This is a genomic window from Pedobacter sp. AJM (assembly GCF_002197755.1).
Taxonomy (GTDB): Bacteria; Bacteroidota; Bacteroidia; order Sphingobacteriales; family Sphingobacteriaceae; genus Pedobacter.
Genome location: NZ_NHOT01000001.1, coordinates 309,464 through 325,402, shown reverse-complemented (window position 1 = coordinate 325,402; position 15,939 = coordinate 309,464). Strand labels below are relative to the sequence as shown.

The 15,939-nt window shown below is 38.7% G+C and carries 13 protein-coding genes; 6 read left to right on the top strand and 7 right to left on the bottom strand.

The annotated features are described in order from the left end of the window. Nucleotides 1-188: 188 nt before the first annotated feature. Both CBW18_RS01280 and fabV read right to left on the bottom strand, forming a co-directional pair. Entirely contained in the window at nucleotides 189-722 is a 534-nt protein-coding gene (locus CBW18_RS01280) for a GNAT family N-acetyltransferase (protein WP_088299449.1), read from the bottom strand. Nucleotides 723-850: 128 nt separating this feature from the next. After that, the gene (gene fabV / locus CBW18_RS01275; RefSeq protein ID WP_088299448.1) at nucleotides 851-2,044 is read right to left on the bottom strand and encodes an enoyl-ACP reductase FabV; all 1,194 of its coding nucleotides are present in this window, start codon (nucleotides 2,042-2,044) and stop codon (nucleotides 851-853) included. Nucleotides 2,045-2,284: 240 nt separating this feature from the next. Here fabV and CBW18_RS01270 point away from each other — a divergent pair, with 240 nt between their 5' ends. Together CBW18_RS01270 and CBW18_RS01265 are read left to right on the top strand one after the other, a co-directional pair. Beyond that, on the top strand, nucleotides 2,285-2,989 hold the full coding sequence (locus CBW18_RS01270) for a DUF2490 domain-containing protein (RefSeq protein ID WP_088299447.1): 705 nt from the start codon (nucleotides 2,285-2,287) through the stop codon (nucleotides 2,987-2,989). A gap of 96 nt (nucleotides 2,990-3,085) precedes the next feature. Continuing rightward, nucleotides 3,086-3,976, top strand: coding sequence for a hypothetical protein (locus CBW18_RS01265; protein ID WP_253248930.1), 891 nt, complete (start codon nucleotides 3,086-3,088; stop codon nucleotides 3,974-3,976). Between the two features lie 55 nt (nucleotides 3,977-4,031). On the opposite strand, the gene CBW18_RS01260 is transcribed toward CBW18_RS01265, so the two are convergent. The 5 genes from CBW18_RS01260 to CBW18_RS01240 all read right to left on the bottom strand — a co-directional run bounded on the left by CBW18_RS01260 (nucleotide 4,032) and on the right by CBW18_RS01240 (nucleotide 11,039). Further along, nucleotides 4,032-4,481 carry a DUF1572 family protein gene (locus tag CBW18_RS01260; RefSeq protein WP_088299445.1) on the bottom strand — a complete coding sequence of 150 codons (450 nt, stop codon included), beginning with the start codon at nucleotides 4,479-4,481 and terminating at the stop codon, nucleotides 4,032-4,034. Nucleotides 4,482-4,598: 117 nt separating this feature from the next. Continuing rightward, complete coding sequence (locus tag CBW18_RS01255) at nucleotides 4,599-5,330, bottom strand: head GIN domain-containing protein (protein WP_088299444.1); 732 nt, start codon at nucleotides 5,328-5,330, stop codon at nucleotides 4,599-4,601. 139 nt (nucleotides 5,331-5,469) lie between these two features. Continuing rightward, nucleotides 5,470-7,122 (bottom strand): M1 family metallopeptidase, encoded by a 1,653-nt coding sequence (locus tag CBW18_RS01250; RefSeq protein ID WP_088299443.1) that lies wholly within the window; start codon nucleotides 7,120-7,122, stop codon nucleotides 5,470-5,472. Between the two features lie 181 nt (nucleotides 7,123-7,303). Next, nucleotides 7,304-9,169 (bottom strand): CocE/NonD family hydrolase, encoded by a 1,866-nt coding sequence (locus CBW18_RS01245; protein WP_088299442.1) that lies wholly within the window; start codon nucleotides 9,167-9,169, stop codon nucleotides 7,304-7,306. Between the two features lie 4 nt (nucleotides 9,170-9,173). Continuing rightward, entirely contained in the window at nucleotides 9,174-11,039 is a 1,866-nt protein-coding gene (locus CBW18_RS01240; RefSeq protein ID WP_088299441.1) for a CocE/NonD family hydrolase, read from the bottom strand. A 192-nt stretch (nucleotides 11,040-11,231) separates the two neighbouring features. On the opposite strand from CBW18_RS01240, the gene CBW18_RS01235 reads away from it, so the two are divergent. The 4 genes from CBW18_RS01235 (at nucleotide 11,232) to lpdA (ending at nucleotide 15,772) form a co-directional block, all read left to right on the top strand. Next, complete coding sequence (locus CBW18_RS01235; protein WP_088299440.1) at nucleotides 11,232-12,080, top strand: DUF6515 family protein; 849 nt, start codon at nucleotides 11,232-11,234, stop codon at nucleotides 12,078-12,080. 105 nt (nucleotides 12,081-12,185) lie between these two features. After that, nucleotides 12,186-13,400 carry an esterase-like activity of phytase family protein gene (locus tag CBW18_RS01230; RefSeq protein ID WP_088299439.1) on the top strand — a complete coding sequence of 405 codons (1,215 nt, stop codon included), beginning with the start codon at nucleotides 12,186-12,188 and terminating at the stop codon, nucleotides 13,398-13,400. A gap of 120 nt (nucleotides 13,401-13,520) precedes the next feature. Then, the gene (locus tag CBW18_RS01225; protein ID WP_088299438.1) at nucleotides 13,521-14,186 is read left to right on the top strand and encodes an HAD family phosphatase; all 666 of its coding nucleotides are present in this window, start codon (nucleotides 13,521-13,523) and stop codon (nucleotides 14,184-14,186) included. 179 nt (nucleotides 14,187-14,365) lie between these two features. Continuing rightward, nucleotides 14,366-15,772 carry a dihydrolipoyl dehydrogenase gene (lpdA, locus tag CBW18_RS01220; protein WP_088299437.1) on the top strand — a complete coding sequence of 469 codons (1,407 nt, stop codon included), beginning with the start codon at nucleotides 14,366-14,368 and terminating at the stop codon, nucleotides 15,770-15,772. The last annotated feature ends 167 nt before the right edge of the window (nucleotides 15,773-15,939 follow it).

Sequence of the window (15,939 nt, the reverse complement as noted above, 5' to 3'; positions counted from 1 at the left end):
TGAGTGGAATTGAGATTGATACAAATATAAGAATACTAAATCAGAAATACGATTTTATTCATATCAACATGAACACAGATAACGGATTGTTGTTTGATTTTTGTTGTCATAAAACATTCAATAGGAGTGCTTTATTAACTTATGCATAGTATGTAAAAGCATTGTGTTCAGCCCTAGGTGAAGAACAGCTATCTGCTATTCCATGCTATTTTATTAATTTGATAAAGAAAGTTCCATTTTACAGGTTCGCCATAATAGGCAACCTCAATCTCGGTCGTTTTTATTGCTCCTAATTTTTCTATTGCCTTTTGTGAGCGAAAATTAGTTGCACCAATATACAGAATAATCTGGTCTGTAAACTGAAAAGCATAATTGAACATCAATTTTTTCAGCGCAGTGTTATAACCTTTACCCCAAAACTTACGACCTATAAAAGTGTAACCAATTGCAATGGATTTTTCTTCTTCATTCCATTCATAATATCTTGAGCTGCCTACCACTTCACCAGTAGCCTGATCATAAATGATAAATGCTCCTTTTGAATCCATTGCCCCCTTGAAAAAAACTTCGAACACTTCTCTTTTGTAGCGGTCTTTATTGGGATGCTGTTCCCATATTAGTGGGTCAGCAGCTACTGCATAAAGATTTTCAAAATCACTTTCCTTTAATGGAACAACTTTTATTAAAGGATCTTGTAATGTGGGTTGTAAATCGAAATTCATTTTTTTTCCAGATCGAAAACGGCCGGCAAATGCCAGCCGTTCCTGTAATTAATATTGTTGGATCATGCTTTTCTTCTTTAAAGGATTGATGCTTTCGGCAACCCTTATAAAAATGATCGCAAAAAATATTAGTTGGCCAGACCTTCTATTTCTACCATTTCATTGGTGTCTTTCTGATAATCAACCTGATCAACTTCAAAACCAAAAAGGCTTAGGAAATCAGAACGGTAACCCGGTAAATCGCCTATTGCTGGTAAAGTTTCAGTTGTGGCTTCTTCCCAGAGTTGTGCAACTTTAGCCTGTACATCTTCACGCATTTCTAAATCATCAATTCTGATTCTGCCTTTTTCATCCACAGGAATATCGGCACCGGTATATAATCTTTCGGCATAAAGGCGTTGAATTTGCGCTATTGTTCCCTCATGAATACCTTCTTCTTTCATGATTTTATACAGCAAAGAGATGTATAATGGAATAACCGGAATCGCAGAGCTGGCTTGTGTAACCAAAGCTTTATTTACAGAAACGAATGCTTTTCCGTTAATATCTTTTAATTTATCACCAATTTTAAATGCAGTGGCCTCTAAATCATCTTTAGCCCTGCCAATGGTTCCTTTACGATAAACCGGCTCGGTTAAAGCAGGGCCGATGTATGAATAAGCAACCGTGGTAGCACCTTCAGCCAATAGGTTTTCTGCTTTTAAAGCATCAATCCACATGGCCCAATCTTCTCCACCCATTACCGCTACGGTATTTGCGATATCGTCTTCCGTTGCTGGTTCAATAGAGATATCAGTTACATTACCGGTATGGAAATCAACTGTTTTGTTGGTATATGTGCTTCCAATAGGTTTTAATGTCGAGCGGTGCACTACTTCTGTATCCGGGTGTTTTCTTACCGGAGAAGCCAGGCTATAGATTACTAAATCAACCTGCCCTAAATCAGCTTTGATCAAGTCGATCGTTATTTGTTTAATCTCTTTAGAAAAAGCATCACCATTAATGCTTTTGGCATATAAGCCGGCGGCATGTGCCTCTTTTTCAAATGCTGCAGTATTATACCAGCCAGGTGAAGCTGTTTTGCCTGCAGATGGTGCCTTTTCAAAAAATACCCCAATTGTTGAAGCATCAGAACCATAGGCCGCAGCAATGCGAGATGCCAGGCCAAAACCTGTGGATGCACCAATAACCAGTACTTTTTTAGGACCGTTAATGGCCCCTTTAGATTTTACATATTCAATTTGGTTCTTTACGTTTTGTGCGCAACCTTCCGGGTGTGCAGTTAAACAGATAAAGCCCCTCATTCTCGGTTCAATAATCATTTTGTTCTTATTTTACGTTTTGTAATGCTTAAAAAAAGGATCAATCTCAGGAATTATGCTAATATCGATATCCTAATTCTTCAACGAAGATAAATTTTTAATTGCGTAACATTAAATGAAATTCAAATAAAGCAATTGTATTGGCCCAAAACAAGTTCGAAATTTTAGTTAAATTAATTTAAGGTAAACTCCTTAGCTTTACATCTTTTATTAGGTCATTACTATGCACATTTATCATTCATGAGAAACGTTTTATTATTTTCCTTTCTACTCTTTATGCTAAATGGAAAACTTTTGGCACAAACGCAGCATCAGAACACAGGTTGGTTCATGTTTTTAAACAATACAAAGTTTAATGATAAGTGGGGTTTACAGTTCGACCTTCAGTTGCGCTCGGCAGATGATTGGAGTAATGTAAGAAATACACTGGTAAGGCCTGCAATACAATATTTTATTAATGATAAGAGTAATGTGGCACTAGGTTATTTATGGCAGACAACTCAAAATCGGCTTGATGGAACTTCAAATAATTTCTTACATGAACACCGCATTTTTGAACAATATATTTTTAACCACAAATTAAAATCTATATATGCCAGCCACCGGTTCAGGGTAGAGCAGCGTTTTATAGAACGCACAAATGATGATGTATTTGCACAGCGTTTCCGTTATTTTTTTAGACTTATTCAGCCCTTAAAAAAAACTGAGCCCACCTTTACCAGGGGAGCATTTGTAGCTTTACAAAACGAAGTTTTTTTGAACTTTCAAAATAAAGATAAGCTCAACAATAGTGTTTTTGATCAGAACAGGCTTTATTTAGCTGCAGGATACCGGTTTTCGAAAAAGATAGATCTTGAAGTGGGATATATGAATCAGTCGGTGAAAAACATAAACAATCATACTAACAATAATATTATCCAACTGGCGGTATATACCAGATTCTAATTACGTTTTAATATCTTAAAGTCATTTTTTATGTATTAGCGGTATCGATATGTTAAAATTATTGTAAATTGATTTCCTTTTTGCTCAATTTGCTGCGTGAATAAATATTTTATATTGGTTATTGCGCTTTTGTTTGCAAGGCGGATGCAGGCGCAGGAAAACCAAGACTCCCCGAACCCCAATACTCCAAGTTCTAAAAGCATTTTTAACCCTGAACATAAAAGGAATTTTTCCCGTAAAGGCGATTTTTATGTTCATTGGGGATACAATCATTCCTGGTATGATAAGAGTGATATCAGGTTTACCGGACCAAACTATGATTTTACGCTGAAAGATGTAGTGGCGCATGACAGGCAATCGAAATTAAGCTGGGATTGGTTAAACCCGGGCTTGGTAACCGTTCCGCAATATAACATTCGCGTGGGCTATTTCATTAAAGATAATTACAGTATTTCTATTGGCTGGGATCACATGAAATATGTGATGGATATTCCTCAGACAGTTGCCATAACGGGTCATATCGGTGCCAATATCACGCCTGAAAATGTAGCAACGGGTGTTTTGGCAGGAGATTATAACGGACAGCAGATCAATGTGAAGGAAAGCATGTTAACGTATGAGCATACTGATGGATTTAATTATGCCAATATTGAAGTGGAGCGCTATGATGATATCTGGGTAGCGCCTGCCGGTAATACCTCTTTAACATTAGAAACCGGTTTAGGTGGTGGATTAATGATTCCCCGATCGGATGTTCGTTTATTTGGCCTAGGGAGAAATAACCATTGGAATATTTCTGGCTATGGCGTGTCTGCCAAGGTAGGATTGAAGTTTTATATCTGGAAACACATATATCTTCAAAATACAACGAAGTTTGGTGCCACCAATTTAACTCAGATTCACACTACTGGCTGGGATGAGTATGATAAAGCTAGCCAGAAGATTAATTACATTGAAAATATGTGGTTGCTTGGGGCTCAATTCTAATAACTACTCTTTATAGAAATTCAATTGGATGTTTTGATTAATTTATCTTTTCAAATTAATCAGAACCTAATAACCTTCTGTGATAGTTTATTTGTCCTAAGTGGTAGCTTAAATGTGTAGTCAAGTGAGCCAGAAAAAACATCAACGATGTTTTTTCCGCTAATACCAATATTGGATATTCGGCTTCAATTTCTTCCTGCGTAATGCTGTTTAATGATTCGTTAACCACAGTTATTGTTTCTTCAATTTTTTTTATAAGTTCTTTTTGCGGAATATTTTTTAAAGAAAATTCAAGTTCGCGGTTTCTAACATAGTTGGTGCCGCCTAATGTTGCACCGATGTATGTATTGAGGTTTCCTATTAAGTGAAGGCATAGGTTACCTGCAGCATTAGCAATGTTTGGCGCTACCAGCCAAATTTTAGATTCATCCTTATAGGATTCAATTTCGATTTTAAGTCCGTTAAGGTCTCTTTCGAAAAGTAGCTTGATGGTTTCTATGAACATAGCGGAAAATTCTTCGATTAAAATATAGAAAAGTTCTCTAACCAGGGATTGAAATAATAATTAAAGCAAAAAATGCCTGTAATTTCTTACAAGCATTTTTCATTTACATATTTATGGTTATATTTTTCTCACCCTTCCAGATCCGATGATGGTCTTATCAACAGTGGCATTTCCGGAATAATTTACGCTTCCTGATCCGCTGATAACAGCCCTGATGGATTGATCAGTTTTAATATTCACAGTTCCTGAACCACTGATTGTAGCAGATAAGGTTTGGGATGAAAAGCTTTTTCCGTCAAATGAACCAGAACTACTGATCACAATTTTAGCACGATCTGTGCTACCAGTAATATTTAATGAACCAGAGCCACTGATTACGCCATTGTAGTTGTCTACATCTGCATTGGCTTTAATACTACCTGATCCACTCAATGTAGTTGTCAAATCACCGGTGCTGATTTTGCCGTTTACCACCATGCTTCCGGAACCACTCATGGTTAAGCTGGCAAGTTCACGGGCGGAAACATAAGCTGTAATCTTTTTTCCTTCATATTTTTTTGACCAGCTGGTAATACTATTTTTTGGACGTATAATTAATACATTTCCTTTTACTTCAGTGATAATGGAGGCAATGGCTTCTGCGTCACCATCTAAACGGCAACTTTCTTTGCTGCCTAATGTAATTACCACATTAATTGGCCCGGCAGCGGCTACGCCATTGAAGTTTTCTACGTCCCGTTCATCATTGCTGTATGTTGATGGCGTAATATTGATCTGATCTTTTGCGATTGCATGGATACTTATAGTTAAAGTAAGTGCTGCAAATAAAATGGTGAATAATTTTTTCATCGATTAAAATCTTTAGTTTGTTAAATGCCAATCATTAAAAAATGATTGTGTTTTTATTATAAGACGGCAGAAAAATAAAAAAGTTGCACAACCATTGCCATTTCATGAAAGAAAAAATCATCACTACAAGCGCTTTAAATTAATCTTTTCTGGTCTTGATATAAAACTGCGGATCGCTCTTAAAATTATCTGTGGTTATACCTGGATCTACTTTAATGGTTTTCCATTCATTTGTGGGTTTAATTAAAGTATATTCACCCGCTTTTAAAGTCACCTTAACGGGCATGTCGAAGCCTTTTACATCCGTGATCCACCGGTAAGATAAAACACCATCATTAATTTTATAGGCTAACACCGGGATATTGGCGTGGCGGAGATACTGATCAAAAACCTTGTCTAGTTTAAGTCCGCTTTGTTTGGCAATATCATTTTCAATATCGGCAGTCGTTACCGTTTTATGATAGAAAGTTTTATTTAGTCCTCTTAAAATTTGCCTGAATTTCTCGTCATCATTGATCAACTGGCGAATGGTGTGGATCAGGTTTGCGCCTTTTGCGTACATGTCTCCGCTACCTTCTTTATTTACGCCATAAGGGCCAATTATGGGTATATCATTTTTAATCCCGTCTCTGATTCCGATAACATATTCACTTCCTGCTTTTTTGCTGTCTGTGCATTCGGTAAAAAGGGTTTCGGAATAATTGGTAAAACCTTCATGAATCCACATGTCTGCAATGTCTTTTGAAGTGATGTTATTTCCAAACCACTCGTGGCCACTTTCATGAATAGTGATGAAATCCCATTTTAAGCCATGCCCGGTTCCGCTTAAATCCCTACCCAGATAGCCTTCTCTGAACTGGTTTCCGTAAGCTACGGCACTTTGATGTTCCATACCTAAGTGTGGCGCCTGAACCAATTTATAGCCATCTTTATACCATGGATAGGGACCAAACCAATACTCGAAGCATTTAAGCATAGGTTTAACATCTGCATCCCAATGCGGACGGGCTTTGGCACTATCCACTTGTAAAGCCCAGTAATCGATGCTTAAATTTCCATTTTCACCGGCATAATTATCCTTCCAATGGGCATATTTTCCTATATAAAAAGTAACATCATAATTGTTGATGGGATTACTCACAAACCAGTTATACTGTTTGTAGCCATCCGGCTGATCAACAGTATTTCTTAATCTTCCATTGGATATTTCCTGTAAGGTTTTAGGAACGTTGATGCTAATGAGCATGCTGTCTACCTCATCACTCTGGTGGTCTTTATTTGGCCACCATACACTCGCTCCCAGGCCCTGGCAGGCTACTGAAACAAATGGATGGCCAGCAGCATCTTTTTTGAAAATAAAACCGCCATCCCAGGGGGCATTTTTCGCCACTACCGGATTTCCTGAATAAAATACGGTAAACCTATCTTTACTGCCTTTCTTAACGGCCTTCGGGAAGGTTACAAAAACGGCATTGTATTCACGGGTAAACGGCATTTCCTTTCCTTTATAAAGCACTTTTTCAACCTTTAAATTCGAGAAAAGATCGAATTGGAGTTTGGTAAAATCCTGGGTGGCTGTAAAGGCAAATTCATTACTTCCGGCCACAGATTTTTGATCAATATCGATTTTAACATCCAAATGGTAGTAATTGATATCATAGCAGGTACGTAAAGGGGTGAGTGTTCCGCGAAGGGTATCTGCACGGGCGTTTACCTGGTTTTTCCCCAGCATTTGGGCATTTGCATTACCTAGACAAAGTGCCAGCGCAAAAAGGATAAATAGTTTTTTCATCTGTGTTTTATTTGCCACCCCTGACCATCTCTAAATTTAGAGGGAGTTAGGTCGTGCTTTTACTTTATGTTGTGCTTTTATTCAGTTGCTTATTATATATCATCTCTATTACTTGCTAAGCTGTTAGGTCGCTTCCTCCTTATTTTTCGAATAGAGCTTGGAATTGGTTAATTTAGTCCAATCATTTTATCACATCAACCTCTACAAAACTATCATTAAAAATCGTTTGAGTAGCTTTAATATAATCAGCTGCTGTAGCTTTATAAGGGTTTTCAACAAACCTTTGCGGGTTACGGGCAAATAAAGGAAAAGCTGTACTCTGCACCTGGATCATCAACCGGTGTCCCTTTTTGAAAGTGTGCAACACGTCCTGCAAGCGGAAATTCACATCCGTTTTTTGATTCGAAACCAAGGCTTCCGGTTTTTCAAAACTATTGCGGAAACGGGCGGGCATAATCTCCGAACGAACCATTTGCCAATAGTTACTTAAAATGATGTTTTTATTGGGCATATACGGATTGTTCGGTTCATCAGCAGGATAAACATCAATCAGTTTCACCATAAAATCAGCATCTGTTCCGGTGGTGGCAATTTTGAGGTGGGACATGATTTCTCCGCCAAGCGTGATGTCATTTTCAAGAATATCCGTCTGAAAAACCAGTACATCAGGTCTGCGACCAGCAAAACGTTGATCTTCACTCATATAATTATGAGGGGTGAAGCCTAGTGTGGTGGTTAAATCTTCGGTATAAGGAACGGGTTTCGCAGGGTCACTAATATAGTCTACAGATCCTGCTTTAGCTGGCGCAGTCAGGCTGAGTTTACCATCAGCACCTAAGTATAATTTTTGTTTGGTCGCTTTTTCAGCTGGCCATTTTGTAAAGGTTTGCCACTCTTTTTTGCCGGTATCAAACATATAAGCTTCCGGCAAACCAGCATTTTTATCTCCATTCCCTTTGAGGAAGTGGTTAAAGAATTTCAACTCAATTTCCTTTTGATAGAAGGTCGCAATGCTATCTCCAAAGTACACATTGCTGTGCATGGTATGGCCTGTTTCGCGGCTCCATCGGCCATGACCAAAGGGACCCATTACGATGGTGTTGTAGGCATTTGGGTTTTTCTTCTCAATGCTTTTATAAATGTTTAGCGGGCCGGATAAATCTTCTGCGTCATACCAGCCACCTACCACCATCACTGCCGGTTTGATGGTGCTGTAATGCTTGAGTAAACCCCGTTTCTGCCAGAACTCATCATAATTTGGATGGTTTACGGTTTCCTGCCAGAAAAAATTGTCTTTATAATATTGATCTGCATTTGTTAACGGGCCTAAATCTAAAGCAAACTGATAACCATCTTTGGTTTTCGGGTTAATCATTTGACTATTGTACCAGGGTCTGGAAGTGGTATCTTTTTTCTGTACACCAAACAAAGGAAAGGTAGAAAAATAGCTCTGCAGGAAAGCACCATTATGGTGGAAATCGTCGAAGAAGAAATCTGAAATTGGCGCTTGCGGCGAAGATGCTTTTAATGCCGGGTGATTGCTTAAAATTCCGGCGGCAGTATAAAATCCGGGATAGGAGATTCCCCATTGACCCACCTTACCATTATTGTAAGCTACATTTTTAACTAGCCAATCGATGGTGTCATAAGTGTCTGATCCCTCATCCACATCTTTTTTGGTTTTTTTGTGATCAATTACGGGTGTCATGTTGGTCCAGGTGCCTTCACTTTTCCACCTACCGCGAACATCCTGCATCACCACAATATAACCATCTTTCATCATCAAATCAGAAGGACCTAAACGGGCAGGAATTTGATCTTCTCCATAGGGCGCAACGCTGTAACAAGTGCGTTGCATAATCATCGGATACTTTTTGCCAGTACCAGCATCTTTTGGGGTATAGATTGCAGTAAAGAGTTTTGTGCCATCCCGCATAGGAATGTATACTTCTTTCTTCGTGTAATGGGTTTTGGCATAGTTCGCATCTCCCTGCGCAAAGGCTGTTGATGTGAAAAGAAGCAATAGGATGAACTTAAAGTATTTCATGTGTTTATTTTAATACTGAAACGGTAATAAATGAACTATTGTGTACGTCGTGATAAATCCGGTGTGTGGCCTTTTGAAAATCGGCTGGTTCAGCCTGATAAATATCCATGAATTTCTGCGGATTGCGATCTGCCAATGGAAACCAGGAATTCTGGATCTGAATCATGATTTTATGTCCTTTTTTAAAAGTATGTGCCACATCCGGCAGGGGATAATTCACCTTGGTAATGGCATCCGGTGTAAAAGGCTCAGGCTTTTCAAAACTATTGCGGTATTTCCCCCGCATAATTTCACCTCGTACCAACATTTCATATCCACCCATGATTAAGTTTTTAGGGTTTGGTTCAGGGTTTGGTGAATCTTCCGGATAAACATCAATCAATTTTACGACATAATCAGCATCAGTTCCGGTAGTGGAAACCACGAGGTTGGCCAGAACGGGGCCTGTAATGGTGATATCTTCCGTAAGTTCATCAGTTTGATAAGTTTTAACATCCGGTCTGCGGGCTGCAAAACGCTGATCGTCGATCATATATTCTCTTGTACGTCTCGCCTGAATGCCATCCTGATAGGGCACAGGATGATTTGGATCGCTTAAATATTCATCCCAGCTATCGGTTCTGCCTACTTTTTCAAAGCTCAGTTTTCCATTGGGTTGTAAATAAAGATTCTTGTTCTCTGTATCTTTTGGCGGCCAGCTTGCAAATTTTTTCCATTCATTTGAACCGGTTACAAAAATATTAGCCTCAGCAGGATGGAAGTTGCCTTCTCCTTTTAAATAGTGTTTAAAAAATGGTAATTCGTATTGTTGCTGATAATCCATACTGGTCTTTTTTCCAAATGAAATATCTCCTAAAGAGGAACCATCGCTACGCACCCAGCCTCCATGATACCAGGGGCCTGCAACCAGAATATTATTGGCTCCAGGATTTTGTTTTTCAATGGCTTTATAAGTGGCGAAGGTTCCGTAGGCATCTTCCGCATCAAAGAAACCACCAACCACCATTACCGCAGGTTTTACTTTTGTTAAATGCGGTGTAATTAATCTTGCTTTCCAGAAGGTATCCAGATTGGGATGTTTAAAGAGGTCATTCCAGAAGACGATGCTATCTGCAAAATATTTATCCTTCAGGTTTTTAACTGAGCCGGCTTCCAGGTAAAAGCGGTAATTATCCTGAATGGGAAATTTAAATCCTTTCGGGCCTTTATCCGGTGTGATGGGTTGCGGACGAGGCACTCCGAAACCGCTCATAAAGCTGAAAGCATCCATTAAAAATAAGGTGCCGCGGTGGTGAAAATCATCACCCATAAACCAATCGGTTACCGGTGCCTGTGGTGATACCGCCTTTAGTGCGGGATGTGCATTTGGTAATGCGGCTGTAGAATAAAACCCGGGGTAAGAAATGCCATAAATGCCGGCATTGCCGTTATTGCCTTTTACATTTTTTATCAACCAGTCAATGGTGTCGTAAGTATCGGTGCTTTCATCAATATCTTTTTTCCCTTTTCTGGTGGTTTGCGGACGGATATCAGCAAAAGTGCCTTCACTCATCCATCGCCCGCGAACATCCTGATAAACAAAGATAAATCCTTCCCGCATCATGGCCGGAAAATTGCCCAAACTCAGTTTATATTGATTTGCGCCATAAGGCGCAACCGTATAGGGTGTTCTGTTAATCAGAAAGGGATATTTTTTGCTTTGATTTTTAGGGATATAGATGGAAGTAAAAAGTTTAACTCCATCCCGCATTGGAATTTGCCGCTCTATTTTAGTGTAGTTTTCTCTAACATAGGCAGAATCGCTCTGGGCCAGTAAGTTGTTAGCAATACATAGAAAAAATAAGAGGCATAAAAATCTGGGAAAGTTCATTTAAGTGTTTTTTAGGAATAAAATTTAAATATAGAAGATTAGGAATTGATTAGAAAAAACATCCGGTAAATAGTTTGTTAATATTGGAAAAAAGGGCATTCGTCATCACTTTATCAAAATTTAGTTAAAATAAGGATGTAAATAATCTTTTGATCAGTTTCATCGTCATATACACAATTGAATCAATTAGAGATGAAAAGGTTGTTAAATAAAGGTTTTGTAATCATGGCTGTAGCAGCGATGATGGCCATGTTAAGTACTGAAAATGTTTCTGCCCAAAGACCAGGAAGGGGCGGTGGAGGCTTTCACGGCGGCGGCAGATCGGGCGGGTTTTCTGGCTCAAGAGGCGGTGGTTCATTTTCAAGACAATCAGCTATGCCAGGCAGGGGGACATTTTCGCCACGTGTTAATAATACAAGCATCAGATCAAACCGCACTACCTATGTATATAACAGGTCTGTTTATAGAGGCGGTTTTGGGTATCGGGGCTACAGACCTGGTTTTGGCTACCATTATGCTTACGGAAGACCATACTATCGTCCTTATTTCAGTTACTATAATTACTACAGGCCATTTATAGGTTTTAGGATAGGCGTATTGCCGCTTGGTTATTATCCATTTTACTTCGGCGCAAGCCAGTTTTATTATTCAGGCGGATTATTTTATCAGCAAAATAATAACCAATACGAGGTAGTGGTTCCACCGGTAGGTGCAGAAGTTCCGAATTTACCTGAAGAGGCGAAACGGGTAACCATTAATGGTGTTGATTATTATGAATATAAAGGAGTTTATTACACTCAGTCGCAAAATGCTGATGGTAAGACAGTTTATATCGTAGCTGGTAAAGATGGCGTATTGAACACCCCAAATGGTACGGTGGATTCGCATCAGATTGGCGATATTATTGATCAGCTCCCTGAAGGTTGCCGGGAAGTCACCATTAAAAACGAAAAATACTTTGTTTCTCCTGATGATATTTATTACGAAGAAGTTGTGGATGGAAATCACATCACGTACCGGGTAATTGGCAAGTTGTTTTAAGGGAAATATATTTTATAAAGCCGTTTCAATCTGAATTGAAGCGGCTTTGTTTTTTGCCATTGCTACTGTCTGAAAAGTAAAAGGTATTTCATAATTGCATTGCTGATGAAATTTATTAACTCCTTTTCTATACTTTTACGCAAAACTTATGCTGATTTGAAAATATTATTACCAAGATTTTTCATTTTATCCCTTGCTCTTATCACTGTGCTATCTGCCTGTACGGCAAGCAGAACTTTATCTCGTGATTCGCAAATTCAGTCAGTTTCATCCATCAAATTTCTGAATGAATACATTTTACCGCTCAATGATACTTTCAAAAATACCATTATTGGCGGTTTATCAGGAATAGATTACGATGTGAAAAACAATCAGTATTACCTCATCAGCGATGACCCCTCTCAGTTTAGTCCCGCGAGGATTTACACGGCAAAGATTGACATTCGAAACCATAAAATAGACACCATTAAATTTACGGATGTTACTTTCATTCTTCGGGAAGCTGGAGCACCCTATCCAAAATATCAATATGGCAAAAACATTAAGGCTGATGGAGAATCCCTTCGTTACTACCCTTTGAAAAATACGTTGGTTTGGAGTAATGAGGGCGAAAGATTATTCCGTAAAACGGATACAACGCTTGTTCAGCCTGCACTGACATTCATTTCTATCGCTGGAAAATTTTTAGATACCGTGCCTTTGCCGCCTGGTTTTCACATCAGCAAGCAGGACTATGGTGTGCGGAAAAATGCTTTTTTCGAAGGCTTAACCTATGCTGATCATTATAAAACTTTATATGCCAGTTTGGAAGAACCACTTTACCAGGATGGGGAACAATCCCATTTTGGATATGATAAAGCGCTGACCAGAATACTTAAATTCGATGTTAAAAGTAAAAGAAATACAGCTCAATATGCCTATAATCTTGATGCATTGCCCATAAAACCTACGGTAGAAAGCGATTGGAATATCAACGGTATCTCAGAAATTTTAGCTGTAAACGATCATACTTTAATGGTCATGGAGCGGGCCTGGGCGAAAGGGCGTGATGATCATTCCTTTGTTAAGCTTTACCTGGTTGATTTGAGTCAGGCAGAAAATGTGATCCATAATCCATCCTTTATAAAATTTCCACCAAAACCTTTAGCCAAGAAATTGCTTTTTGATTTTGATACCTTAAAGATGCATATTGATAATATTGAAGGCGTAACATTTGGACCTAAGTTACCAAACGGGCATCAAAGCCTGATTTTTTGTGTGGATAATAATTTCAGCAAAACACAGGTTCAGCAGTTTTTCCTGTTTGAAGTGATGCCGTAACCTGAAAGTTGGGAGTAGAAAAGAAATCTCCATTGGTGATTGCTTCCTCGTTCCTCCTCGCAAAAATGACCTCTCTATTGTAGCCTCTTAACGATAAGGGAATTAGTTAATAAAAATAAAATGAGTAAAATAAAAGCATTGTTGTTTGATTTAGATGGGACTTTGATTGATTCTGAAAAGTTTCATTTCAATTGCTGGAATGAGTTTTTGCTTCCTTATGGTGTAACGCTTGAACTTAAAGACTGGCTAACCAATTACGCCGGGATTCCTTTGCCTCAAAATGCGAAGACCTTAATAGAGCGGTATAAAATTGATGCCGATTTAACAGATTTCATTGCTAGACGGGAGCACCTTACCTACGAAGGATTTAAAACGAAAGACATCAGTCTTATGCCTTTTGCCCTGGAGTTTGTTCAATATTTTTATGAGAAAGGACTTACACTCGCAGTGGTAACGGCAAGCCCCAGGGTAGATGTAGAAGCTGTTTTCGAACGCAACGGCCTGGCAAAATATTTCAAATTGTTTATTACCAGGACGGATGTCAGCAAAAGCAAACCAGATCCCGAAAGTTATAATGTGTGTGTAGAACGGCTTGGTTTACAGCAAGATGAATGCCTGGTTTTTGAAGATACGGTAAATGGTGTTAAATCAGCAAAGGCCGCCGGGATTACCTGTTACGCCATTCAAAATAATGTAAGGGCGCATCTTAAACTTAAAATAGCCGATGAATTATTCCTCAGCTTTGTTCATGCAAAAGCATTTATACTTCAAAACGAACTGATTTAAAAGAATTCATCTCTAACTTTTGATTGTTTTTCTGCAGGATTAAAAATGAATTAGAAAGTAACCTTTTGCAATACACTTTCAATGTAAAATTGTCATTTCAGCCCTAGCCTTAAACAGTTGATCCTTCAGCTTTCCGCCTTTTTTCCCTACATTTGAACAATCAAAATTCTAAAGAAATTATGCAATACGATGTCGTTGTTATCGGTTCAGGGCCGGGCGGTTATGTTGGCGCAATCCGTTGTGCTCAGTTAGGTTTAAAAACTGCGGTTATTGAAAAATATAAAACTTTTGGAGGTACCTGCTTAAATGTAGGCTGTATTCCATCTAAAGCGTTATTAGATTCATCAGAGCATTTTCATAATGCTGCACATACATTTACAACCCACGGGATTAATCTGAAAGATTTACAGGTTGACATGAACCAGATGATTGCCCGTAAAGATGATGTGGTCGCACAAAACACTGCTGGTATCACTTATCTGTTTAAAAAGAATAAAATTGATGCTTTCGAAGGCGTAGGATCATTTGTAGATAAAAATACCATTTTAATTACCAAGGCAGATGGTACTACAGAAACCTTATCTGCCAAAAATGTGATCATTGCTACGGGTTCAAAACCAACAACGTTGCCATTTTTACCAATTGATAAAAAGCGGATCATCACTTCAACTGAAGCTTTAAACATCAAAGAAGTTCCAAAATCAATGGTTGTAATTGGTGGTGGTGTAATCGGTTTGGAATTAGGTTCTGTATATGCCCGTTTAGGTACAAAAGTTTCTGTTGTAGAATTTTTACCATCTATCATTGCCACTATGGATGCCAGCTTAGGTAAAGAGTTGCAACGTGTTTTAAAGAAAAACCTGGGAATGGACTTTTACATGGGACATAAAGTTACAGGTGCAACCAATAATGGTGAAACCGTAACTGTAACTGCCGAAACCCCGAAAGGACAAACCATATCATTAGAGGCAGATTATTGTATCGTTGCGGTTGGTCGTACTGCATATACAGAAGGTTTAGGTTTAGATAAAATTGGCATTACGATAGAAGAGAGAGGTAAAAAAGTTCCGGTAAACGAACATTTAGAAACTTCGGTTAAAGGTGTTTATGCTATTGGCGATGTGATTACTGGCGCTATGCTGGCACACAAAGCTGAAGATGAAGGAATATATGTTGCTGAAACCATAGCAGGACAAAAGCCACACATCAATTATAACCTGATTCCTGGTGTTGTTTATACCTGGCCAGAAGTAGCCGCTGTTGGTTTAACGGAAGAGCAGTTAAAAGAAAAAGGAACAAAATATAAAGCGGGTTCATTCCCTTTCAAAGCGAGTGGCCGTGCAAAAGCAAGTATGGATACTGATGGTTTCATTAAAGTTCTGGCTGATGCCTCAACTGATGAAGTTTTAGGTGTGCATATGATTGGTCCGCGTGTGGCTGACGTAATTGCTGAAGCCGTGATTGCAATGGAATTCCGTGCATCAGCTGAAGATATTGCCCGTACTTGCCATGCTCACCCTACCTATACAGAAGCTTTAAAAGAAGCTGCACTAGCTGCAACTGAAAACAGGGCGATACATATTTAAGGTATTTGCAAAGAATAGCATTCCAAACCTCATAGGCTTAAAACCTGTAAGGTTTTTTTATGGAGCATTTAATTTATAAATAGATGGCGGGAAGACAAATTACACCGTTTGTTTCAGGTTCATGAAACAGTAAATTTCTATCAGCCCAAAATATAATCAAAGCCATT